Origin of the sequence: Cyclobacterium sp. 1_MG-2023 (assembly GCF_030546805.1) — a bacterium.
GTDB lineage: Bacteria > Bacteroidota > Bacteroidia > Cytophagales > Cyclobacteriaceae > Cyclobacterium.
Map to the genome: position 1 here is coordinate 199,913 of NZ_JAUOPC010000006.1, position 22,082 is coordinate 221,994.

Below are 22,082 nucleotides of genomic sequence, written 5' to 3' on the forward strand. Positions count from 1 at the left end.
CGGAGGGTATGAATGGGAATAATGTTAAAAAAATCGCACAAAAATTGCGGGAAATACGTTGAGCCTTCATAAGGCAAAAAGGAATTACCCTTTGGTTGATATATGAAAAGCATCAAAAAAAAAATAAAATAAGGAGCAAAATGGGAAAACTTAAAAAGGCCTATTTGGCCGGAGGTTGCTTTTGGGGCATGGAAGACCTATTCCGGACCCAAGAAGGGATAAAAGATACAGAGGTTGGCTATCTTGGCGGAGAAAATAAAAACCCTACCTATAGAAATCATCCCGGTCATGCAGAAGGTATAGAGATCACTTATGATCCTGAGGAAACTTCATTCACCGCTTTATTGGACTATTTCTTTCGGATCCACAATCCTACGACCCTAGACCGGCAAGGAAATGACATGGGGTCGAGTTATCGATCAGCCATTTTTTTTCAAAACGAAGCAGAGAAAAAAGAAGCTGAAGAAATGATAATAATTGTCAACGATTCCCAAAAATGGGATGCTAAGGTTGTCACGAGCCTAGAACCTTTCGAAGAATTTTGGCCGGCAGAACCGGAGCACCAAGATTACCTATTGAGGTATCCCAATGGCTATACTTGCCATTTTGAAAGGTTTGAAGAAAGCTACCTGAAATAATTACTTAGGGGAAACATGCCAACTTGTGCTTGGCATGTTTTTTTGTAGGCGTATAACGCCGATATGTTTATATGGAAAAAATAAATGAGGTTTGATTTTAATTATTTGTAAAGCAAGTTCCAGCAGTTGTTGCTCTATTCAAGAATAGGGCAGTAAATCGTGGTAAAATAGTGGTTTTCCTGGTCTCCTATTCAATTGGTTTGGGTATGGTGAAATAAAAATCACTTCCCTTCTCGATTTCAGATTTAACCCATATTTTCCCACCATGCAACGCTACAATTTTCATGCAATGTGCAAGGCCAATGCCTGTTCCCTTATAATTGTTCATTGGATTTAATCGCTGGAATATAACGAAAATTTTATCTTGATATTCCTCGGAAATACCTATACCATTATCTGAAACACAAAACATCCAAGAGTCTTTCTGTTCCTCAGCAAACACTTTAATTTTAGGAGTCACATTTGGTAGTCGAAACTTAATTGCATTGGATAGAAGGTTTTGAAACAAGAGCCTAATTTCAATGGCATAACCTTTAATAATAGGCAGCCTTTCCACCTGGATACTAGTGCCGGTTTCTTCTATCAAAGAGTTTAAGTCTTTTTGAATCTCTTCCAATACTGCGTTACAATCAATCGTTTTTTGTTCAGTATTGGCTCCGATTCGGGAATACTCTAATAATCCTTTTATTAATTCACTCATCCTACTTGTAGCATCCATAATAAAGGACATGCACTTTTTCCCTGTCTCCCCAAGTTCTTGGCTATGGTCTCGTTCCAATAGACCGGTGAAATTCATTACTGTGCGCAAAGGCTCTTGCAGGTCATGAGAAGCAATATAGGCGAATTGCTCTAACTCCTTGTTTTTATTCTGTAATTGTTGATTAAAAACTTCCAGAGATTTTTCTACTTTCTTTCTTTCAGTGATGTCGCGTATGGCAGCACTGACAAGCACACCCTCCTCTGTTTCCAATGGGCTTAAGGATATTTCAAGGGGAAATTCTTCCCCATTTTTTCTCAAACCTAAAAGTTCTAGGCCGGCACCCATTGGTCGCATTTTAGGATGCGCAAAAAAATTGTCTCTATGCCCAGGATGGGCTTTATGAAACCGGCTTGGAAGCAATACTTCTACCTTTTTGCCTACCAACTCTGTACGCTTATACCCGAATATATTTTCTGTTTGTTCATTGATCAAATGAATTTCACCCTCTTTACCAACAATAACCATTGCGTCAGGGGCACTTTCCAACAAACCTTTAAATTTATTCTCCGCTTTTTTACGATCTGTAATGTCCCTAATGGCTGCAGAGATAAAAACGTCTGTTCCTGTATTTAAAGGACTTAATGATATTTCAACGGGAAAATTCTTTCCGGATTTGTCTTTACCAAACAACTCCATCCCTTTCCCCATATTCCTAACTTTTGGTGTTGAAGCATATCTGCGGCGATGGTCACTATGGTGTTTTACAAATTCATCAGGGATCAAAAGTTCTACCTCCTTACCTAAAAGCTCCTCCTTTTTGTATCCAAAAAGCCTTTCCGTTTGGGCATTTATTAACACAATTTGCCCCGACATATTGACAACCACCATGGCATCCGGAGCTGTTTCAATTAAAGCTTGGGCTTTGCTTGTAGCTTTTTCATATTGGCTTATTAATCTAATAATGCTTGATACACCTATAATCTTACCCTTCTCATTATTTATGGGTGAATATTGTACTGAAACCGCCTGGCTTAGGCCCTCTTTATTACAGCAATCAGTACGCAATGGGCTTACAGATTCTTTGAACAGTAAGGCTTCTACCAAATTATCAAATTCAGACGAATGGAGGTTTTCAAAAAGCTCGGTGTATTTTTTTCCAATTAATTCCGCTTCACTATACCCAAACAAGTCACATGCTGCCCTGTTGCAATAATCTATCTCCCAGGATAAACTTAATCCAAAAATAGCATCATTCGAACTGTTGAGAATATATTTATCCATTAGGGTACATTGTTTGAAAATTTAAAATATCAGCCGTAATTAAATCAAAACCAAACTTCATACTGAAAATTAACCCAAATAGCCATTCCTTACTGTCATTAGCGCCCTTTTCAGAAAGCATTAACATTTTAAAATTCAGAGAGCCGACCTAAAACAACATCCTAGTGTAGTTCCATATATATAATATGGCAAAAATTTTCTTATTAAATCAAGATGTCTATACAAAAAGAGACCAATTGCTAAATCCAGACTTATATAGCGCCTATTTTTATCAACCTATCGCTAATATATTGTTTATAGTAGAAATAAAAAAGTATTTATATATTAGGTGGTAAGAAATAAATTTAAGCAAAAGAATAAGCTGGTAAGCTTTGCCAACTCAAAGGCATAATCCTTTAAATTCTAACCATTTGCATAGCTTTCCCTGATTATAAAAACATCAAAATTTTTCTATAATTTAAATGCCTAATAAGGCTTCTTGATCAATTATTTTTTATTTCCCTTATCAAGTTTAACATTAAAATGGGGAACTTGATAATCTTTGGGAAGGTATTCAGCAGGAATAGTACTCATGTTACCATCTCTTGCCGCCCTATAGTGTGGTGATAAAATTTCTATATCACTTTCATTGCATGCATCTTGGATATTTTGATGCAAACTAGAGTAAATAAGTGCTTGTTTACTAGCCTCGCGGGTATAAGCGTTGATTTGATAGGCCACATAAAAATCCTCCAAACTCGTTTGTAAAACAAAAGGTTTGGGATCATCCATTATCATGTCTGTTTTAGTGGCTGCCTCAATTAATACTTGATGGACCTTGGGCCAAGGGACATCATAGCCTATGGTTACCGTGGTATGGACCACCAATCCCTTATCCTTTGCCTCTATGCTATAATTTGTGGTGTTTTCTGTAAGTACCGATGAATTTGGAATGGTGATCACTTCATTTTTAATTGTTCGCACACGGGTGACTAGAAGGGTTTTCTCAATGATATCTCCAGTCACATTGTCAATTTTAATACGATCCCCTATTTTAAACGGTCGCATATAGGTAATCACCAAGCCTGCTACCATATTGGCTATAGCTGATGAAGAGCCCAGTGAAAATAAAACACCTACAAAAACAGATACACCTTTAAAAATATCTGAATCAGACCCCGGTAAATGCGGAAAAATCAAGATAAACATAAAAGCATAAAGCAAAAATTGGACGATACTAAATGTAGGCATGGCCCAATCGGAATGGAAGCCGGACAATACCAGCTTCTCAGCCTCTATTTCTTTAAAGATATATTTCACAAACTTGATCACATATTTCATTACATAATAAGTCACCAAAATGGTGAAAAGATTGGGAAGGTAATTCCATATGGATAACAATAGACTTTTAAATGGAGCCCAAATGAGGTAAAAGAGGGTATTGGCCCAATCGCGTGAAAAAGGAAAAATGCTGAAAATGATGGGTAGTGTAATGTAAAGCAAAAGAAAATACACAAACCATTTCAAGAACTTTATTAAAAAATACAGAATTTGGGTTTCTTGATCCACACTCAAGAAGGTATAGTTCTTATAGGACAAATCCTGTAGCAATTTATCTTTGTTGCTCTCAAATTTCAACAGAAGCTTGTCATAGCCTTTTGAAATCAAGCCTATGGCAAACCAAGCAATCATTACCACAAGGATTACCAAACCAACCCTTGACAATAACTTTAACCAACTGTTTTCCTCCCTGCCTTCCTCAATAGCCCCTTTAATAATTTGAAGGGAATTTTCAGCCAGTTCCTCTTTTGATTTCCCGGACCATAAGGCATCGTTTTCTGAAATACTGGCAATAATTAAATCCTTATAAATAAGGTCATATGTATCTTCTACTTTAGATATTCTAATAGAATCATCTATTAAAAAATCATCATCATAAAGCTGCTTGATTTTATTGGATACACTATTGGCCCTCTCTTTCGGAGAAACGGCCCCCATCTTGGAATAGATTAAAAAAAGCGTATCTTTCTTAACCCCTAAAACAGGGTACCCTTTGGCAGTAGCTCTTAAAGAATCAATTTGAGCTACCTTATTGGAAAGTCGCTTTTTTTCATTATCCTTGATCGCTTCCAGTTGTTGGATCAAATCAATTTTTTGAAGGTTATCAGTGGTTTTTAGTTCCAAAAGCTGTGCTTCAAGGGTAGCCTTTTTAAGGGAGTCCACCTTTCTTTCTAACTCCACAGCTGCCAACTTCCTATTAAACTCTTCCATGGCAGCATTATCAATTGAGTCCTTGTTTTGTAACAAAGTATCAATCTCCAGGTTTTGGCCAAGGGCGCTAAACACTAAGAAGCTATGGAAAAATAGCGATAATATGAATTGAGATAATTTCCCCATTGTTGTATTTATAAGCCATAAATATAGTGAAAGTCGGTGTAATTCAAACCTTTATTTTCACGACCAAGAAGCAACATTTAATCCATTGATTGACTGATTTTTATAAACATTTTAGGAGGTGTAAATTTCAGGTATCCATTTATCTTTTGGTTATAAAAAGAATAAGGTTTAACTTTTCATGGATCTATTCGCAATACTTCCTCTCACAAATTATTACCGAAAGCAAGCTTACCTAAAATGAAAATGTAATGCCTAGGCCTCAATCAAAAGACGAACTCATCTTTTTAAGTCAAAAGAATTTTGATAGACTTATGGATGAAGTGAATGCTTATCCTGAGGAAAAAAGAAGGCAAGCCTTTCCACCTCTTACTTTAAACAGAGATATCAAAGACGTCTTGGCTCACCTTCACCAGTGGCACCTTATGATGCTGGAATGGTACAGGGTAGGAATGAAAGGGCAGAAGCCCGATATACCGGCCAAGGGCTATACTTGGAAAACCCTTCCTGAACTCAACCGGAAAATTCAAGTAGAAAATGAAAATCTTCTATTGGAAGAAGCCATTGATTTGGTACGTGACTCTCATAAAAAGATCCATAAAATCATGAATCAACATACCAATGAGGAACTATTTGAAAAAAAACGATACAATTGGACAGGCAGCACCTCCTTGGGAGCTTATCTTATCTCCAATTCTTCAAGTCATTACGACTGGGCATCAAAACTAATTAAAAAATCCTTGAAAAATTTATGAAATTCGGCTACACAATTTTCTATGTAAAAGATGTCCAAAAAACACTGGAGCTCTATGAAAAAGCATTTGGCTTCAAAATCAAATTCATAACTCCCGAAAACGATTATGGAGAACTGATTTCCGGGGAAACAACCTTGTCCTTTGCTTCTCAAGAATTGGGAAAAGCAAATTTTGGCAGTGATTTTCAACCAGCCTCTATAAAGGAACAGCCTTATTCGATGGAGATTGCTTTTGTCACTGAAAATATCAAGGAGGATTTTAATAAAGCGATTGCAGCAGGTGCTTTGGAATACAAAGGAATCGAGGAAAAGCCTTGGGGGCAAAAAGTAGGTTACCTAAAGGATCACAATGGAATTATTATCGAGATTTGCACAGCCATTACAGGTCAGTAATTTTCAGGTAAAATGTAATTTCAAATGAACGATCAATGGACTTATTCCTCAGGCACAGGGTCAGGCGCAAGCTCATAACAGCCGATGGTTGGGAAGCTTCGCATCTCATTTCCCTCCAAATCATAGGCTAAATTTATTGTCGGAGAAGCAGCTCCAACCAAAGGGGAGCCATGAGCAGGTCTGTAATTCCCTTCTGCCATGTTGACAAAATATGCTGGCTTTAAAGGACTTGCAGAGGAAATAATTTTCCCTCCACCCATTCCTGTCAACCTACCAAAAACAGTATTTATTATAGTGGCTTCTGCCCGCCTATCAATTCTACCCGGAACGGTACAATTTCTTATTATTGTGCCTGAAGTGTCCGGAAAAATCACTATTCCCGGTGAATCCCCCAAATTGCACATTTCTATAAGGGTATCCCTGGCCTCTTGAGCAATGGTCAGTCCCCCTTTGGCTCTTGAGGAGTTCATCACGTCAATGTATTTAAAATATATACCGACCGGCTTTTTGTCTGTCGAACCATTGTTTACAGATTGGCAAATAAACCGGGTACACCCATCTATTAATATATGCTTGAACCCGGAATTTTTTATTCCAAAACTGGCATCCAGACCATTGTGAGCAACGTGCCGAAATGGATTCATCGCATCCTGATAACCCTTTAAATAAAACCACTCATAACAATGTGCCTCTGCCCTAATTTGGATCCCTAAGCTTCTCCTATTGTCTCGGCACTGTAGATCTGCATACTTCAAGTCAACAAATGGTGCATTGGCAGCAGATAGGGGAGTTTCTGAATCCGTAATCGAGGTATAACAGCGAAAATTTCGACCTTTTATTCCTCCACTTTCAAACTTTATCGCCCTGTATTTACTATCATAGGTTTCAATATCTTGAAACAAGGCCTCAATAAAACCGGAGGCTTCTGCTCCAGGATGGTTTTTTACCCAGAAAAAGCCATCCTCCCATTCCAGACATGTACTGCATTTGAGCCGGATAAACCTATTTCCTTTGCCATACATCCCTACCTGATAAGGGTACCACCTTCCTTCTCCATCAAATTCCGTTTCAATATCCATGATGCAGATATTGTGAGCCACTCCTTCCGGATTAGTGGCCGCAGTTACTGAGGTTCCATTTAACCTGGCATCACCAACATCACAAAATCGTTCTGAGGTTTTGTTATTGCTCCCGTCGATAATGGGCCTAGTACCTTTCCCCCAAGCTCCTAGAGTAATGTATGGAGGAAGCTTTCCTTTAATTAGCGGATTTTGGACCTTCGTCCAATCTTCTATCCGCTGCCCTCTTTTCCACAAATAAAACATTCCTGCTTTTCCGGTGCTTATGGCCGGATTGCTACCATAGAAGTTATCTCTCCACCTTCGGTAGGGGTGCTTTCGTGTGCCTTGCCCCTTGTCTTTAACTTCATTATCAAAGTAAACACAATTTCGAACAGGTATTCTATAAACCTTACAGATGGTATCTTGAAAATAGGAGTCGTATAGTTTGATCCGCACCCTTAGGTACCTTGTCTCCTTAAAAAGGGAAGCATTTAAAATGAATAATTCCCCTCCGGACGAAATCGAAAATGCTTGGTCCGAATTTCCTGACTTTATTTCGAAACTGTAAGAAGTGTCATCTATCCGAGTTGCCCACCTCCTGTTGAAGAATTTCTGATGGCTCCATAAAAAATTTACTTTCCCCACATGATCTCCATTTTCACAATCTTCCGGGAGTATATAGTATTGGTTATAAACAGGAGCATTGGATTCAACTTCAGCAACAGTCCTGATATCTTCTGTATGCGTTATCGGATGCTTAAATGAGGAATAATCTGTCATAAAACTATTTGCTTACCTTATCATCTCCATTCTAAGTAAAAAACGCTATCACGCTTGGGTGAATCGGGTTGGGTAAATAAAAATAACCGCTTCGGGTCTTGGTTTCAAATATACTAATTATTTATAATTGTTTGTACCTTCCTGATGCTTATGGTTATATGAGTAGTATTGAAGCCCTAGTTCAAGAAGGGCTAAATTTCAATAATTATTCCTAGATTATTCTTTACCCAACAATTGCCACCAATCAGGTTGAGCAACTACAATATTATCCAGCACTATGGGCTCCCCAATTCTTGGTGTAATGACATTTAAATTCAGCACTTTTGCTTTTTGAGAAACCCGCTCCACCGGGTCTGTCCAACTGTGATGTGACAACTTGAAAGCACCCCAGTGAATCGGCATGATGGTTTTAGCCTTTACGTCTTGACCTGCCATTGCTGTTTGCTCAGGAAACATATGAACAGTTGGCCACAACTTATTGTACTGCCCACACTCCATCAAGGCCAGATCAAAAGGCCCGAATTTTTCTCCAATTTCTTTGAAATGCCCTGCATACCCACTGTCCCCACTAAAGAATAAATTGGCTGTAGGGGATTGGATGATCCAAGAAGACCATAAGGTATGAGCCCTGTCCGAAATCCCCCTTCCTGAAAAATGCTGGGCCGGGGTACAGCGAATAGTCAATCCCTCAAAATTTTCTTCTTGCCACCAGTCCATCTCTACAATGTCTTCCTTATCAATACCCCAGGCCTGCAAATGTGCCCCTACACCCAAAGGGGTATAAAATCTTTTGACCTTTTCTTTTAACTTTTGAATGGAGCCATAGTCCAAATGATCATAATGGTCATGGGTAATAAACACCGCATCTACTGATGGCAACTTTTCTATATCAATGGGAAGTTCCTTACTAAACCTGTTGTTTCCTAAAAGAGGATGGGGAGCAGGAACATCTCCAAACATTGGATCTATAAGTATTATCTTGTTATCTATTTGTAATAAAAAGGTAGAATGACCAAACCAAACCAGACGGGTTTCAGACCCAAACTGAACGATATCCAAGGAATCAATTTTTACAGTTTCTATATTCTCTCCGGGAATCGAGTTTGGGATGGACTTCATCATTCCGGTAATGGCTTTGAACATATCACTAGCACTCATTTCCATTTCCACATTTCCATTGTTTACAAATTTCCCCTCCTTAAAATGTTTGGATTTGGCATATAGACTGTATGCCTCTTCACTAGGCTTTCCTCCAAACTCCGGACTGAAATGCATGAACAAAATACCCGCTATTACAAGAAGGCCGATTACTGAAATAAGTATAGTAATCATACTGTATATTAATTTTTTAAGTGTTCTCATTTAGACTGCTAACTATAGAACCGTAAACCTTTGATTATTTCAAAAAGAAAGGGTTTTCTCTCAAGGGTCAGAAAAACCGGGGTGAAAATAAAATTTAGTTTAATCAAATAGCGATTTAAGGTTAGGAATGTATTGGTTATTTTTAAACCCGAAATAGGCAATAGATTTTCTATTTCGTCCTGAAATCACCTCAAAATCAGCCACTTCGTCCCTATTTTCAATTTCACCATAGCAATGCTATGCTAAAATCTATAAACAGCCTGATTTTCTTTCGATTGCAACCCTTCCCGTAAACTAGGGAAATTCTATTGCATAAACAGAGTTAAAGTTACGATTAAAAACAATTCGGGTTTAGTTTTTTTTCATATTGGCATTAATAAAAATAGGAAGTTCCTTTAACCCGAAACCTAATAAGGGTCTTATCTTACCTAATCCGTATATAAAGCACCAAAACTCCTTCGATTTACCCAATTGTATTTTCTACCCTTCCAAGATCTCGTTTTAAAATCCAAGAGGATTTAATTACCTTCGTTTTTTCATTAAAAAAGAATCAACATGGAGATATCAGGAAAAATCATACAAGCATTAGAAGAACAATCCGGAAATGGTAGAAACGGAACATGGAGAAAAAGGGACTATATTTTGGAAACCGGAGGACAGTATCCAAAGAAAGTTTGTTTAACTGTCTGGGGGGATAAAATAGACCAGTTTAACATTCAGCAAGGGCAAGAATTGACGGCAAGTATTGAGGTAGAAAGCAGGGAATTTAATGGTCGCTGGTATACTGACGTAAAAATTTGGCGAGTAAATAATGCAAGCACCCAAAATGCTGCTCCGGCCCCAAAGAATGAAATGCCTGATGTCACCACTTTCAATGATGAGAGTGAAGGAGATGTATTGCCTTTCTAATAACGATCAAACCTGAATATATATTTAGCACAATGCCACCTTATTCAATGTTATTTTGTGGACATTGGCCGGAGGTAAAAAAAGTCGGATTCAATAAATAGAATCCGACTTTTTTGTTTCCATAAGCCTATTACTTTGAATTAAGTGTGGCTTTCCAACCTATTTTTTCCACTCTTTCGGCTGAGGCCAATACTTTTTCTGAAAGAGATTGTTTAAATTCCTCAAGATTTTTTGATACTTCCTCATCGTAGGCACCAATGATAGAAGTCGCTAAAATACCCGCATTTTTCCCTCCGTTTAATGCCACCGTAGCCACGGGAATTCCTGAAGGCATTTGAAGGATCGAAAGAATACTGTCCCAACCATCAATTGAATTAGAGGATTTTACAGGCACACCAATAACGGGTAAGCTCGTAAGGGAGGCAACCATTCCCGGAAGATGTGCTGCACCTCCGGCACCGGCAATGATTACTTTTATGCCCCTCTTTTTGGCTTCTTGGGCGTAGTTTATCATTCGAACGGGAGTTCGATGCGCAGATACAATGGTCAATTCATAGCCTACTTCCATTTCTTCTAAAAATTTGGCGGCTTCAGACATTATTGGCAGGTCGGATTGGCTGCCCATGATGATACCAACTTTTATCTCAGTCATGCTTTAATCTTTATAAGTTCTTTTATTCTATCTGCTTTTTCTTTCAATAAGCCGGCATCTTCCGCTAAAAGGGTTACATGACCCATTTTCCTGAATGGCTTGGTAATTTTCTTTCCATATAAATGTAAGTAAACTCCCTTTTCTTTGATGGCTTCATCCATCCCTTCCACAATGGCATCTCCTGTATAGCCGTCTTCTCCCAGCAAATTTACCATAGCAGCAGGACATCTCAAACCTGTCTCGCCCAATGGCATGCCCATCACAGACCTAAGATGTTGTTCAAATTGTGAAGTAAAATTGGCTTCAATAGTATGATGTCCGCTATTGTGCGGTCGAGGGGCAATTTCATTGACTAGCAATTCACCGGATTTGGTCAAAAATAGCTCCACGGCTAATAAACCCACCATGTCAAGCTTTTGAATCACCTCTTCAGCAAGTGCTCTAGCTTTCGCGTCCACTGTCGAACTAATATCGGCCGGTGAAAATAAAAACTCTACCAAGTTATGTTCAGGATGGAAGGCACATTCCACCGAGGGAAAGCTTTTCACTTCTCCGGATTCATTCCGCGACACAATCACTGCGAGTTCCTTGTCAAAATCTATTAACTTTTCCAGCAATCCGGGGGCATCAAAAGCCTTTTCCAAATCATCCGCATTTCGCATCATTTGTACCCCACGGCCATCATAACCTTCTTTTCCCAACTTATTTACAGCCGGCAAAAACGCCGCCTGCTTCATCACCTCTTCTTTATTTTCTGTAAGAACAAATGGAGAAGTAGGGATTCCCTGGTCCAAATAAAATTGCTTTTGGCTCCTTTTGTCTTGAATGAGGGCAATGATATGGGGTTGAGGAAAAACTTTTACCCCTTCCTTTTCAAGTTGGAATAGGGCCTCAGTATTAACATGTTCTATCTCAATGGAAATGACATCACAATCTTTCCCAAAAGAATAAACAGCATCAAAGTCTTTCAAGTCTCCATTTACAAATTTATTGCTTAGGAATTTACAGGGTGCATTTGGATCAGGATCCAAAATATGCACCTCAAGATTATAATTGATAGCAGATTGGATAAGCATCCTTCCCAATTGTCCTCCACCCAAAATTCCTAGGGTCTTTTGCTGATAGTTTTTCTGCACAGTATGGTAATTTTTTTATGAATCAATACAAAATTAAGGAATCTCCGCCATTATGTTGCAGGGATAGGCCATGGCAAGTTAAATTTATCTTTGCAGGTATTTTATTCTATTGATCTCTCGGCTTACCGATTGATAAAAAAATTTAACAAGAAACAAAAAAGGGCTACCGCATTCGGTAACCCCAGTCTATATCTAAATCCAGAAGGCTAAACTGACCTTCCACCTATAAGACGGAACAAGATGGCTATAACAGCCAAAACCAGTAAAATATGTATAAGGCCTCCAACAGTATAGACGAAGGCTCCTATAATCCACCCTATTACAAGAATAATTGCAATTACATACAATAAAGAACTCATGGTTGTTTCGGTTTAATATGGTTGTTTTATTTGATACAATAAGACCAATATTTATGCCAAAGTGAATTAAGCCGCTATATTATAAAGCTTTGTTGATCTCTATACCCATCAGTTCCATAAGCTTTTGTGCATTAAAATTTGGGCAGGAACCTTTCTTTATTGTATAGTCAAATACGATTTCATCCTTTTGAATATCGTGGTGGAAACTGTAATTTACCAAAAAGGACAACTGATTTTCCAATGTGCTTAATTCAATATCATGCGTAGATATGATGCCCTTTGCCTGGGTCTGTGCCAATTGCCTAATCAACGCCTCACTTCCAAGTACCCTATCTGCAGTATTGGTTCCTTTCAAGATTTCATCCAGTAAATAAAAAACGGGCTCTCCGGCAGCTGCCTTCTCTAAAACTCCTTTGATCCTCGCCAATTCTGCGTAAAATGAACTTACACTTTCGCCTAGGCTGTCGGTATTTCTCATGCTTGTATACAATGAAAAAGGGCCTGTCCTAAAAGTATCTGCAAAAGGTGGAATTCCCATGCCCGCCAAAACCATATTTATTCCAAGGGTTCGCATAAAAGTGGTTTTTCCTGACATATTGGACCCTGTAAGCAATACTACCTTTTCTTTTTCTCCTAAACTAAAATTATTGGCTACACAGGTTTCAGGGACTATCAGTGGATGCCTGAGCCCTTCCGCAGAAAATACAGGTTCCTCCTCCCAAACAACTTGGCTACTAAGGTCTTCCTCTTGCATAAATGCAGCCATAGAAACCAATGCCTCCCAAGTTTCAAAGGTCTCTTCCCATTCTCTCATGTTTTGACCGGCCATCTCATTCCATTTTTTTAGCCTGTATAAAACATAAAAATCAACCCAAAATAGAATATTGAAAATTAGGTACAGCAAATTGGTCCTGTTCTCTACCATAAAAGTGAGGTTTTCCAACTGTTTTAAGGCTTTTGAAGCCAAAAACTCATTTTGTTTGACAGGCTTTAAAATCTTCAGTAACAATGGATTTTCAAATTGCTCCTTTTCGAGAAGTTTTGCCCAAGCTTGTAAGGTTTTAAGATCACTGTCATTGGGTAAGGATTTCATTGCCTCCATCAGAGGTTTAAATATCAAACCCAATAGCCCCATCCCCACTAGGATAAAAACACTTAAATAGGCGGTGGAAAAGAAGTTATACAATACACCAAAAAGAACAATTAGCCCAACAAGTGGGCCAAGAACCATGGGAATAAAATACAAGGATTTCCATGGCAGGCTTTTCTTCAACCAAGAATAAAACCTGGCTTTACCGTCAGAAGTATTGTCTTTTTTCATAAAAGCCTTTCCAAAGGCTTCAAAAACAAATAGAAAGTCTTTTTTAGAACGTAGTTCCAATAGGGCAGCTTCCTTTTCTTTAGCCTCTTTTGGTTTCAAAGGAGACTTCATCCAAGAAGCCAGACGAGACTTTCCTCCACGGCTAACCGTATGATTGATCATTTGAAACAAAGAATGATCACCAAATAAATCCAAGTCACTTGCAAAGGGATGCATAGGGTCAATAAATTCCGCTCCTGTGTCAAAACCTTTCAGTTTTCGATTCTTTCGATTAACACGTTCTTCATGCATCTCCTTGACTGCCTTGTAAAAGCTTTCTCTGTCTTTTTCTTTGTTGAATTTTAAAATCAGGCTTACAAAGACAAAGCTCACAGGGAAAAACAGAAAGAGTAGCCAGTGAATTTCTGTTATTCCTACAATCAATAAGGCCAACATTATTAAGAAAAGTCCTAGGCGTCCTAAAGACAATAAAAGTACTTTGTCCCGGATGGCTGCTAGTTTTTTATCCGGATCAGAAAGGTCAAATTCAGCGTTCATGTATTAAGATATTTGGTCATTTGGAAGATAGTTCCGTATTGACAATGACTGTTTTGTTACCAGCGAAACCATTGCTTTACTCGATCATTTTTTGCCTTAGCTTTTACCAAAGCCTAAGCCTCAAGAATATTCAAGTGGGAAACGGCCTTCCATAGTGGTGAAACTCTAATATTTTGCCCTACTATTAAATGCAATTTCATTGTGGCTGCATCAACTATTAAATTTTTGAAATCACTTTACGAGTATCGCTCTGGTAAATAAAATATAAATGTAGTATAAAAAGTTAAAACAAAGTGAGCAATTTCAATTGAGCCAAGCTAGGAAACTATTCCAAATGATTATTGTCCCTAGCATTCATCCATCGATTAGTACCTTTATCAATGCTAAATAAGAAATATGGGTACCCACAGCACATTTGACTGCCGGTACCCATCAAGCGGTTTTTCAATCCAAACAAATTTTTAGGCAGGGATCATCTTTCCACTTTTCAATGAAACAGGTTTTTCCACCTTTATTTTTAAGCCTATGATCAAAGTACCGATTGAGCTAAACAACCAAAAAGCATCGATCAATAGAATATCTGAAAAATCATTGGCCCAACTTATCCAGAGCCAATTTCCTGTAACCAATCCATTTGCTAAAGGAACCATTAGTCCCATTGCACCACCCAATATCAATGTCCACTTATTCGTTAGAGCATTGTTTTTAAGGAAAGTGAAAACCAAGGTTAACAAGAGCCAAGACCAAAAATAGGTTTGAAAAATAAATGACACCCTGTCCATGCCGGGGTCCTGAAGGCCTATTTTTACCATTACAAAAGTAAGGGCTGTTACAGGGTACATGCTTAGGCATCCGGCCAAATAAAACCAAACCAACCAAGCATTAAACTTACGTTTGGCAGGAGAAACACTTTTTTTATCTCGGGCCACCAACCAAATCATTACCCCGGAAATTATCACAAAACAGGTGACAATTCCTAAAATAAAGTAAATCAGTTTAACAGCAATGCCACCAAAATCTCCAAAATGTAATCTTTGAAGGATTGCTCGAGCTCCTTCCAGATAAGGTACCTCCTCAAATGGGCTCATTTCACTGACCACTTCTCCGCTGGCCACTTTATAAGTTATACTGCCTGCACTGGCAAATTTAGTGTCAAAATCTGCTTTTCCTTTAAATTCAACATGCATGTTTTGATCTCCATAATTGTATATCTCAATAGTGCGAATGTCAAACTTTGGCCATTTTTCTTTGGTTTCATTGAGGAAGCGGTTGATGGAATAATCTGTAGATAAGGTTTCTCCGTTAAACGTATACTCAGGTGAGTTGAAACCGAAAGCTTCATAAGCCTTCTCAGTACTGTCTTCATAAATAAACTTTACAATGCCCGGAGACATGATTGTCAGCCCTACAATTAGGTAAACTCCTGTCAGTGCAAAAATAAATTGGTAGGGAAGACCTAATATACCTAGTGCAGTATGGGCGTCGGTCCATAGGTTTTTGACACTTGCTTTGGGTCTGAACATAAAAAAATTGCTTATTATCTTTTTCCAGTGGACCAAAACCCCGGTAACCACAGCAAAAAGAAAGAAGAAAGCAATTAGTCCTGCCAGCAAATATCCCGATCGGCCAAAAAAGTTTAGCTGGGCAAAAAAATGTAATCGATACAAAAATTCACCAATAGAGTAGGAGCCCTTGTAATCATAAGTGGTTAAATCTTGGGTATTTAAATATTTGAAAGTACCCCTTCTGCGCTTTCCTGATTCCTTTGGCTTGCCGTTTTTTGGTGGGGAAATATTCAAGGACAAGCGTTGTTCATCATAATATTGATTGAAGCTGATGTCCCTATTGATTAAACTGTCTTTGGTTTCAAGACTATCCAGTACCTTATCAAAATCCATTTCTTCTAACTTCCAACCAGTTGCCAATGGCTCATTTCTTTCCCAACTGTTGATTTCATCCCTAAAAAATGAAAAGGAGCCGGCAAAGAAAATGACATACAGTGCCATGCTGATGAAAATACCGGAAATTGTATGGGTGTGGAAAAGAATATTATATATCCTATTGCTCATGATTGAAGAATTAAATGGGTGAGGATTGACAGAAATAGACTATAGAAGAAAAAACAAGGGTGAGCAAAAGATAAATTGCCCAAATTTTCCATCCTTTTTTGGCTATAAAAGCCACAATAAGAAGCCCTACCCAAAGTAAAAAGCCTCCAAATACCAGAGTGAAGAGCACCGCAACTTTATCCAAAACATAGGAAAGCGCAAGAAAGAAAGACACGGTAACGAAATACCCACCTATAAGACCTGCTGAAATCCTGGAAAAGCGGTGTAGAAAATTGGGATTGAGGTGTTTTTTATTGGCCGGCATGATTAAAACAATTCTAGGATTAACAAAAGACCAAATCCAATTACTATCCAGCCGGTCTTGATCCACACCAAAGGGGAAATTAAAACCACCAAGCTACCGACCAGCATTAATGAACAAACAAATGCAAATATTCCTGCACCCAAACCCAGTGTATAGATGGAAAAAAGCATTCCTATCAACATCAATAGGCTACCTATGCTTTTGGCCAATTGCGCATTTGATCTAAACCATGCCTCCCAATTGGCAGGTCTTAAAATTACGGCCCGTTGAGAAGTTTGGTAAAAAAACTCAAATCCCAAGAGGGTAAAGATTGTACTGAGTGTAATCATTCTTATATTGTTATTCGTTTCTATGGTTTACAAGACTAAAACACGTGACCACTTGTCACTTGTGACTAAAAAAAGGAACACCAGAACCACCACGAAGCAATAATGGTGGTACCGGTGCAAAAAATTAGTTTTAAAAATATAGGATCTTAGCTCAAAAGTCACATAAAAAAATACCCACTATCTTTACTGGAAAACATTACATCTCAACCACTTGTGTTGCACATTTCCATATTGCTTTAAGCCCAGAAGGATCATCTTTTTTAAGTTTTTCGGTCATTGTTACTTCAGCAAAGTATTTACCTGATCCATTTATGTCTGCTTTGGCTTTTCCTTTTTTGTCTGTAGTAAAGTCTAGACTATTATTGTCAGGGCCCAATATATTTATGGTAGCTTCAGGAAGAGGCTCCCCTTTATAGGACACATTAAACTTAGAAGATTTAGGATTTCTACTAAGCATTAGCTCCGTTTGTTCAGTTAGGTCTGCTTTGTCCTTTCCTACCCAAACTTGAGCAGATGCATTGAATTGATAGGCGGTGGTTCCTTTAAGCACTTTGGCTGTATGGCTGATTTGCAATTGATATTCTCCTTTTTCTTCTGCTACAAAGCTTCCTTCAAAATGGTCCTTTCGAGCTACTTTGTTTAACTTGCTTCGCTTACCGGATGGACTGATTAACCAGAGCTCAAAATCCTTTACATCAGAATACCAATCTGCAACATCTTCGATGGCATCTTCATGATAGTCTGCATAGTAAACCTTAAAGGCATGTGTTTTTCCCAACTCTGTAGTGGCCGATGTATGGATCCACAATGCATGAGCATGAAGGCTGCTAACCAGCAGGCCAAACAGCAAACTCAAAACCAATGATTTTATAGATGTATTTTTCATATTTATTTTATTAAAGCTTTCGAATCATTTCTATCAATTCAAGTTGCTCATTGGCCTCTATTGCACATGCTTTCAAATGATAGAACTCTTCTTCTGAAAATGAAAATTGAATGTCTTGATGATAAGTTTCAATAATTACCCTATCGATACCATCCATGCAAGGAAATTTGTAATAGTCAAAATCTATCTGTTTCAAATACCTAATAAAGGCCGCAAAATTTACCTCATCAAAGCCAATCATAACTTGGTGATACATTAAACCCATCCTACAACAGTCCACACATTTGGTGAATATTAAATCGCGGTTTTGATAGATTACTTCCGTTTTACATGTTGACATTCCACAGTTGTTTAGCGATTGAAAATTGCTCTATTTCTTTAATCGTAATAGTTTTCATAGCCTACCCAACCAAAATTATGGCAGTAGAAAATTTATAGCTCAGCGACTTTTGTCCCCATAATGACTCGTGAACGCAGCCTATGAATTCCGCTTCTTTTCCTTTAGTTTGGGTTCAATTGATTAGGTTATTGCACCTTATTTAAATTGGGCCTGGGTTTATTTGCCACATCTGCCGGCCGAGACATTAGGACAATCCACCCAGGACTTAATTCCATTATTCCGCAGGGTCTAAATGGCTAATGGCGGTTATTCTTCCTCCTTCAACCTTCAAGCCTTGAGTGGCTGTGGCGGAAATTGCGTCAAACTCATAAACCCAGCTGCCCGTATCTGTCGTAATTCCGATATAGGCTTTTCCATTTAGGGTGGAGTAATTATTAATTGTCACATTGACTATCTCTTCTTCTGTGGGAGCACCTGACACCCAGGTAAATGTTTTGTTATACACATCGGCGATTCCGAAGCGATTCCCTGTAGAATAAGCTCCTTTTTCCTCCTTCATGGTTAAAATAAATTTTCCATTTCCCGCATAGGTTTTTGCAGTGATATAGTAGTCATCTGCCAACTCTTCCACATTGAAATAGTAAGATTGGTCAAAGGCCAATTCCCCATTTTTGATTCTTGTAAATGCAGAAGGCAAAGTGCTGGTCATTTCGCCATTGGAAGTAGCTATGGAGCCTGAAAAAGCGTAAGCATCTCCTTTTTCATCGACCTCCAAGCCAGAAAGAAAATAGCGTCCGATAAAACTGGTTCTGTTGTCCTTAATTACAGTATTTAACTCCATGCTCGGATAATCGAAAACAGCAATATAAGCGCTGTCAGGATAGGAAGTCCCGAAGGTGTCGTTGCAACATGCTTTGATACTAAAATACGGAGCAAATAATTTGTCTCCCACTTGAGAAACCCAAGAAAAGAAAGCCCTTTCTCCATTGTTTGCTATTTCTTCTTGGTTCCATTGTCCATCATCCACGATCTGGAGTTGTTCGGTGTCTAGCCGGTACCAAGAGGCCATAGGTTCATCACCTCTAGAAATTTTCACCATTACGATATCATCATCCATAGGTCCGAAGGCCTGTACCGTTTCTGATTGAAAATCGGATTTTTTCACAAGGCTTCCATTTGCATCAAGCTCATAGGTGGTCACCGCTCCGGGATTCCCCTGCCCATATAGCATACTAAAGAACTTGTTATTGTGGGTAACATAATATCGGTAAGTTCCGTCCTGCTCCACACCATTTCCCAGTGTACTAACCGTTCCTTCGGTTAGGCTTTCTGCAGTCAACAAATAATCCGCAACTCCATCTGAAGCCATAGGCGTAGAGGCGATAATGTAACGACTTTCTCCGGCAACTACAGGGGGGCCTTCTGAAGTAGGAGTGGTTTCACAACTGATCAAGCTTATGACCAATGCGATCATGCAGGCTAATAAATAATTACGGTTGGTTTTCATATGTTTAGTAAGAATTAGTATATAAAATATCTGATTTTCCCCGAAAAACTTCTCCCGGGTTTTTGTAAGCTAAAATTATCATAGAGGACTTTATCGAAAAGGTTTCTGCACTCAGCTACCAACTGTAGCTTGCCTTTAGCCCCTGTGGTATAAGTGGCACTTAAATCGTGGGAAAGTTGCATTGGAACATCGAACTTCTCAGCCCCTAAGCTTGGCCAATACAGGTAAAAAGCATGCACATAAAGCAAATTATAGCCCAAGGCCAAGTCATTTCCTTTCCCAAAGGCATTGGAAAGGAGAACATTGATATCTGCGTTGCCAAAGAGGTATGGCATATTGGGAACACGGTCTCGGTACACCAAGCTTGGTACCGTCTGGCCCTCTTCATATTTTGTATTGTTCCTGAGATTTTGATAAGTAATATTGGTTCCTGCATTGATCAAGTTGCCATAGCTGTACCTAATTTCACCCTCCACACCCAGATTGGTCACATTGTAAAGGTTATCCATTACCTGCATGCTTTGGTTATTATTTAACCTTGGCCGGATAAAATCATGGGCATCTCTATAGAACCCATTGGCAGAAAAATCAAGCCTGTGATCCGCATGCAACTGCTTCCAAATACTCAAGCCTAAATTGTAGTTGTAGCTGTTTTCCGGTTTCAAGTCTAAATTACCCTGAAGATTTACCATGTCACCAAACAGCTCTTCAGGTTCCGGCAAACGATAGCTTTTTTCAAAGGAAGCCTTTAGCTGAAAATTGCCGGTTAGGAAATATGAGCCGGTGACACCATAACCCGGATAGGTAAAAGTTTCTTTGTTGTTCCTGTAAGCTACATCACCATAATTACCGGTAGGATTATAAGCCATAGCAAAAAAGTTGCTTTGCTTGTATATTTTAGAGAAAGCCGAAATACTACCCTTTTCTTCCCAGTTTAGCTGATAACTAAGGCCGGTTATGTTTTTAGAAGTCTTCCTGGGTTGCTCATAAATTTCTTTTTCAGGGTACAACTCATCACTGCCTGTTCGGTTAAAACTGTTGAATACATGGCTAACTGCTATGGTATGTAGGTCTCCAAATTGGTAATGTGCATTGGCAGTAAAAACAGCATTGTTGTTTTTGAACTTGTACATGGAGTAGGAGCGTTCTCCTCCTTCGGTCTCGTATTCTTTATATTGCTGAAACCAATTGTAGCGCCTATTGACCGTATCTATGTTCTGTTCCGTACCAAAATTATAATTGGCATTTATATTTAAATCCAAACCTTTGGTAAATAGGTCGCCCTTATTGTATTTGAGGGTAGGCATCAGAATGGTCCCCTTCCTATGCCAATCCCCAAAAACTGATACTAACCTGGCCCCAGTCTGAACTTCAGCGTAATTTTTACCGGCTGTTAAGCCCAGCATCAACTTGTCTGCATAGGGTTTTCCTTGCACCCCCACTTGGGTAATCACCGTCTCATTGTGGTAATTGTCATGAAACCTTCGCACACGTTGGTTGGGGTAATATTTTCCGGTTTCTATATCAGCTACATCCACATTCACCCAGTAATTATTGTCTGAGTAATTTTGAAAGGCATTGAACTGCACAGTAAAACCTGATTTGTCAACAAAGGCGGTATTGATAACTGTCCTATGGGTATTGAAAGAACCAAAAGAGTAGGAGGCGTCTACATAGTTTCTCCTAACTTTCTTAGTAACAATATTTACAGCACCTCCCAAAGCATCTGCCCCCAAACCTATCGGAACCACACCCTTATATACTTCTATGCGTTCTGATAGATTGATGGGAATATTGTTCAACTGAAAGGAAGAGCCGAAATCATCCATGGGAATCCCATCAATAAAAAACTTCACTTGTTTTCCTGAAAATCCATTCAAGGAAAAATTCATTCTGGAACCTACACCTCCACTTTCTCGAACCCTAACTCCTGAAACCCTGTCCAAGGCATGGCCCAGATCCAGATTGGTATGGTGAAGCTTCCTTGCATCCACCACCTCTACATTAAATGCCTTTTCCCTGATTTCGCTAAGTTCTGACTTACCTAGTAGGGTAAACTCCTGAAGATCTGTGGCTGCTTCAGTTAATTGAATGGTAAGGTTCTTGGCTCTTTGGTCCTTTGAAATGATTTGTTGTTTGGATTCATAACCCAAAAAAGAAAAAGTCAAGGTATAGTCCTCGTTGGAAGACAATTGTAGCCGAAACGTTCCGTCAGCTTCCGTAACCAGGCCTTTTTTTAATTCCAAAATCTGAACCAAAACACCCGGAATAGGCTGACCTTCTTGATCCGTAACAGTGCCTTTTATTTGATCGGCTTCTTGTGAATAGCCGAACTGAGTTAAAAAAAGACATAAAAATATTACTGACAATATTTTATTATATTGCATTGCT

19 protein-coding genes are annotated in these 22,082 nt (G+C 38.8%); 4 read left to right on the top strand and 15 right to left on the bottom strand.

Going from position 1 to position 22,082, the window contains the following annotated elements:
* Positions 1 to 140: 140 nt before the first annotated feature.
* Positions 141 to 638, top strand: coding sequence for a peptide-methionine (S)-S-oxide reductase MsrA (gene msrA, locus Q4534_RS11540; protein ID WP_303613328.1), 498 nt, complete (start codon positions 141 to 143; stop codon positions 636 to 638).
* 187 nt (positions 639 to 825) lie between these two features.
* Here msrA and Q4534_RS11545 read toward each other — a convergent pair whose 3' ends face one another.
* Positions 826 to 2,619, bottom strand: coding sequence for a PAS domain S-box protein (locus Q4534_RS11545; RefSeq protein ID WP_303613329.1), 1,794 nt, complete (start codon positions 2,617 to 2,619; stop codon positions 826 to 828).
* Positions 2,620 to 3,105: 486 nt separating this feature from the next.
* Positions 3,106 to 4,995: a mechanosensitive ion channel family protein gene (locus Q4534_RS11550; protein WP_303613330.1), complete on the bottom strand. Its 1,890-nt coding sequence runs from the start codon at positions 4,993 to 4,995 to the stop codon at positions 3,106 to 3,108.
* A gap of 248 nt (positions 4,996 to 5,243) precedes the next feature.
* Here Q4534_RS11550 and Q4534_RS11555 point away from each other — a divergent pair, with 248 nt between their 5' ends.
* Together Q4534_RS11555 and Q4534_RS11560 are read left to right on the top strand one after the other, a co-directional pair.
* Positions 5,244 to 5,747 carry a ClbS/DfsB family four-helix bundle protein gene (locus Q4534_RS11555; protein ID WP_303613331.1) on the top strand — a complete coding sequence of 168 codons (504 nt, stop codon included), beginning with the start codon at positions 5,244 to 5,246 and terminating at the stop codon, positions 5,745 to 5,747.
* On the top strand, positions 5,744 to 6,139 hold the full coding sequence (locus Q4534_RS11560; protein ID WP_303613332.1) for a VOC family protein: 396 nt from the start codon (positions 5,744 to 5,746) through the stop codon (positions 6,137 to 6,139). Before Q4534_RS11555 ends, Q4534_RS11560 begins: the two co-directional genes overlap by 4 nt.
* 41 nt (positions 6,140 to 6,180) lie before the next feature.
* Here Q4534_RS11560 and Q4534_RS11565 read toward each other — a convergent pair whose 3' ends face one another.
* Entirely contained in the window at positions 6,181 to 7,980 is a 1,800-nt protein-coding gene (locus Q4534_RS11565) for a hypothetical protein (RefSeq protein WP_303613333.1), read from the bottom strand.
* 216 nt (positions 7,981 to 8,196) lie between these two features.
* Positions 8,197 to 9,312 carry an MBL fold metallo-hydrolase gene (locus tag Q4534_RS11570; RefSeq protein ID WP_303613334.1) on the bottom strand — a complete coding sequence of 372 codons (1,116 nt, stop codon included), beginning with the start codon at positions 9,310 to 9,312 and terminating at the stop codon, positions 8,197 to 8,199.
* A 585-nt stretch (positions 9,313 to 9,897) separates the two neighbouring features.
* Here Q4534_RS11570 and Q4534_RS11575 point away from each other — a divergent pair.
* A complete protein-coding gene (locus Q4534_RS11575) occupies positions 9,898 to 10,251 on the top strand; it encodes a DUF3127 domain-containing protein (protein ID WP_303613335.1) in 354 nt (117 codons plus the stop codon).
* A 130-nt stretch (positions 10,252 to 10,381) separates the two neighbouring features.
* On the opposite strand, the gene purE is transcribed toward Q4534_RS11575, so the two are convergent.
* From purE to Q4534_RS11630, 11 genes are all read right to left on the bottom strand, one after another.
* The gene (purE, locus tag Q4534_RS11580) at positions 10,382 to 10,903 is read right to left on the bottom strand and encodes a 5-(carboxyamino)imidazole ribonucleotide mutase (protein ID WP_303613336.1); all 522 of its coding nucleotides are present in this window, start codon (positions 10,901 to 10,903) and stop codon (positions 10,382 to 10,384) included.
* Entirely contained in the window at positions 10,900 to 12,039 is a 1,140-nt protein-coding gene (locus Q4534_RS11585) for a 5-(carboxyamino)imidazole ribonucleotide synthase (protein ID WP_303613337.1), read from the bottom strand. Before Q4534_RS11585 ends, purE begins: the two co-directional genes overlap by 4 nt.
* Before the next feature lie 206 nt (positions 12,040 to 12,245).
* Positions 12,246 to 12,398, bottom strand: coding sequence for a lmo0937 family membrane protein (locus Q4534_RS11590; RefSeq protein WP_303613338.1), 153 nt, complete (start codon positions 12,396 to 12,398; stop codon positions 12,246 to 12,248).
* Between the two features lie 79 nt (positions 12,399 to 12,477).
* Positions 12,478 to 14,256: a MutS-related protein gene (locus tag Q4534_RS11595; RefSeq protein ID WP_303613339.1), complete on the bottom strand. Its 1,779-nt coding sequence runs from the start codon at positions 14,254 to 14,256 to the stop codon at positions 12,478 to 12,480.
* A gap of 461 nt (positions 14,257 to 14,717) precedes the next feature.
* Positions 14,718 to 16,325 (bottom strand): PepSY domain-containing protein, encoded by a 1,608-nt coding sequence (locus Q4534_RS11600; RefSeq protein WP_303613340.1) that lies wholly within the window; start codon positions 16,323 to 16,325, stop codon positions 14,718 to 14,720.
* Between the two features lie 10 nt (positions 16,326 to 16,335).
* Positions 16,336 to 16,629 (bottom strand): hypothetical protein, encoded by a 294-nt coding sequence (locus tag Q4534_RS11605; protein ID WP_303613341.1) that lies wholly within the window; start codon positions 16,627 to 16,629, stop codon positions 16,336 to 16,338.
* A 2-nt stretch (positions 16,630 to 16,631) separates the two neighbouring features.
* Positions 16,632 to 16,958, bottom strand: a complete 327-nt coding sequence (locus Q4534_RS11610) for a hypothetical protein (protein WP_303613342.1) — start codon at positions 16,956 to 16,958, stop codon at positions 16,632 to 16,634.
* Between the two features lie 196 nt (positions 16,959 to 17,154).
* Positions 17,155 to 17,844, bottom strand: a complete 690-nt coding sequence (locus tag Q4534_RS11615) for a hypothetical protein (RefSeq protein ID WP_303613343.1) — start codon at positions 17,842 to 17,844, stop codon at positions 17,155 to 17,157.
* Between the two features lie 10 nt (positions 17,845 to 17,854).
* Positions 17,855 to 18,184 (bottom strand): DUF6686 family protein, encoded by a 330-nt coding sequence (locus tag Q4534_RS11620; RefSeq protein WP_303613344.1) that lies wholly within the window; start codon positions 18,182 to 18,184, stop codon positions 17,855 to 17,857.
* Positions 18,185 to 18,458: 274 nt separating this feature from the next.
* Positions 18,459 to 19,691, bottom strand: a complete 1,233-nt coding sequence (locus Q4534_RS11625) for a DUF4374 domain-containing protein (protein WP_303613345.1) — start codon at positions 19,689 to 19,691, stop codon at positions 18,459 to 18,461.
* Between the two features lie 14 nt (positions 19,692 to 19,705).
* Positions 19,706 to 22,078: a TonB-dependent receptor gene (locus Q4534_RS11630; protein ID WP_303613346.1), complete on the bottom strand. Its 2,373-nt coding sequence runs from the start codon at positions 22,076 to 22,078 to the stop codon at positions 19,706 to 19,708.
* Between the last annotated feature and the right edge of the window lie 4 nt (positions 22,079 to 22,082).

Coding starts and splice junctions, on each gene's coding strand:
- Q4534_RS11595 (WP_303613339.1), bottom strand. CDS start 14,256: ATGAACGCTGAATTTGACCTTTCTGATCCGGATAAAAAACTAGCAGCC.
- Q4534_RS11600 (WP_303613340.1), bottom strand. CDS start 16,325: ATGAGCAATAGGATATATAATATTCTTTTCCACACCCATACAATTTCC.
- Q4534_RS11630 (WP_303613346.1), bottom strand. CDS start 22,078: ATGCAATATAATAAAATATTGTCAGTAATATTTTTATGTCTTTTTTTA.
- purE (WP_303613336.1), bottom strand. CDS start 10,903: ATGACTGAGATAAAAGTTGGTATCATCATGGGCAGCCAATCCGACCTG.
- Q4534_RS11565 (WP_303613333.1), bottom strand. CDS start 7,980: ATGACAGATTATTCCTCATTTAAGCATCCGATAACGCATACAGAAGAT.
- Q4534_RS11610 (WP_303613342.1), bottom strand. CDS start 16,958: ATGATTACACTCAGTACAATCTTTACCCTCTTGGGATTTGAGTTTTTT.
- Q4534_RS11550 (WP_303613330.1), bottom strand. CDS start 4,995: ATGGGGAAATTATCTCAATTCATATTATCGCTATTTTTCCATAGCTTC.
- Q4534_RS11575 (WP_303613335.1), top strand. CDS start 9,898: ATGGAGATATCAGGAAAAATCATACAAGCATTAGAAGAACAATCCGGA.
- Q4534_RS11560 (WP_303613332.1), top strand. CDS start 5,744: ATGAAATTCGGCTACACAATTTTCTATGTAAAAGATGTCCAAAAAACA.
- Q4534_RS11555 (WP_303613331.1), top strand. CDS start 5,244: ATGCCTAGGCCTCAATCAAAAGACGAACTCATCTTTTTAAGTCAAAAG.
- Q4534_RS11615 (WP_303613343.1), bottom strand. CDS start 17,844: ATGAAAAATACATCTATAAAATCATTGGTTTTGAGTTTGCTGTTTGGC.
- Q4534_RS11620 (WP_303613344.1), bottom strand. CDS start 18,184: ATGTCAACATGTAAAACGGAAGTAATCTATCAAAACCGCGATTTAATA.
- Q4534_RS11625 (WP_303613345.1), bottom strand. CDS start 19,691: ATGAAAACCAACCGTAATTATTTATTAGCCTGCATGATCGCATTGGTC.
- Q4534_RS11590 (WP_303613338.1), bottom strand. CDS start 12,398: ATGAGTTCTTTATTGTATGTAATTGCAATTATTCTTGTAATAGGGTGG.
- msrA (WP_303613328.1), top strand. CDS start 141: ATGGGAAAACTTAAAAAGGCCTATTTGGCCGGAGGTTGCTTTTGGGGC.
- Q4534_RS11570 (WP_303613334.1), bottom strand. CDS start 9,312: ATGATTACTATACTTATTTCAGTAATCGGCCTTCTTGTAATAGCGGGT.
- Q4534_RS11545 (WP_303613329.1), bottom strand. CDS start 2,619: ATGGATAAATATATTCTCAACAGTTCGAATGATGCTATTTTTGGATTA.
- Q4534_RS11605 (WP_303613341.1), bottom strand. CDS start 16,629: ATGCCGGCCAATAAAAAACACCTCAATCCCAATTTTCTACACCGCTTT.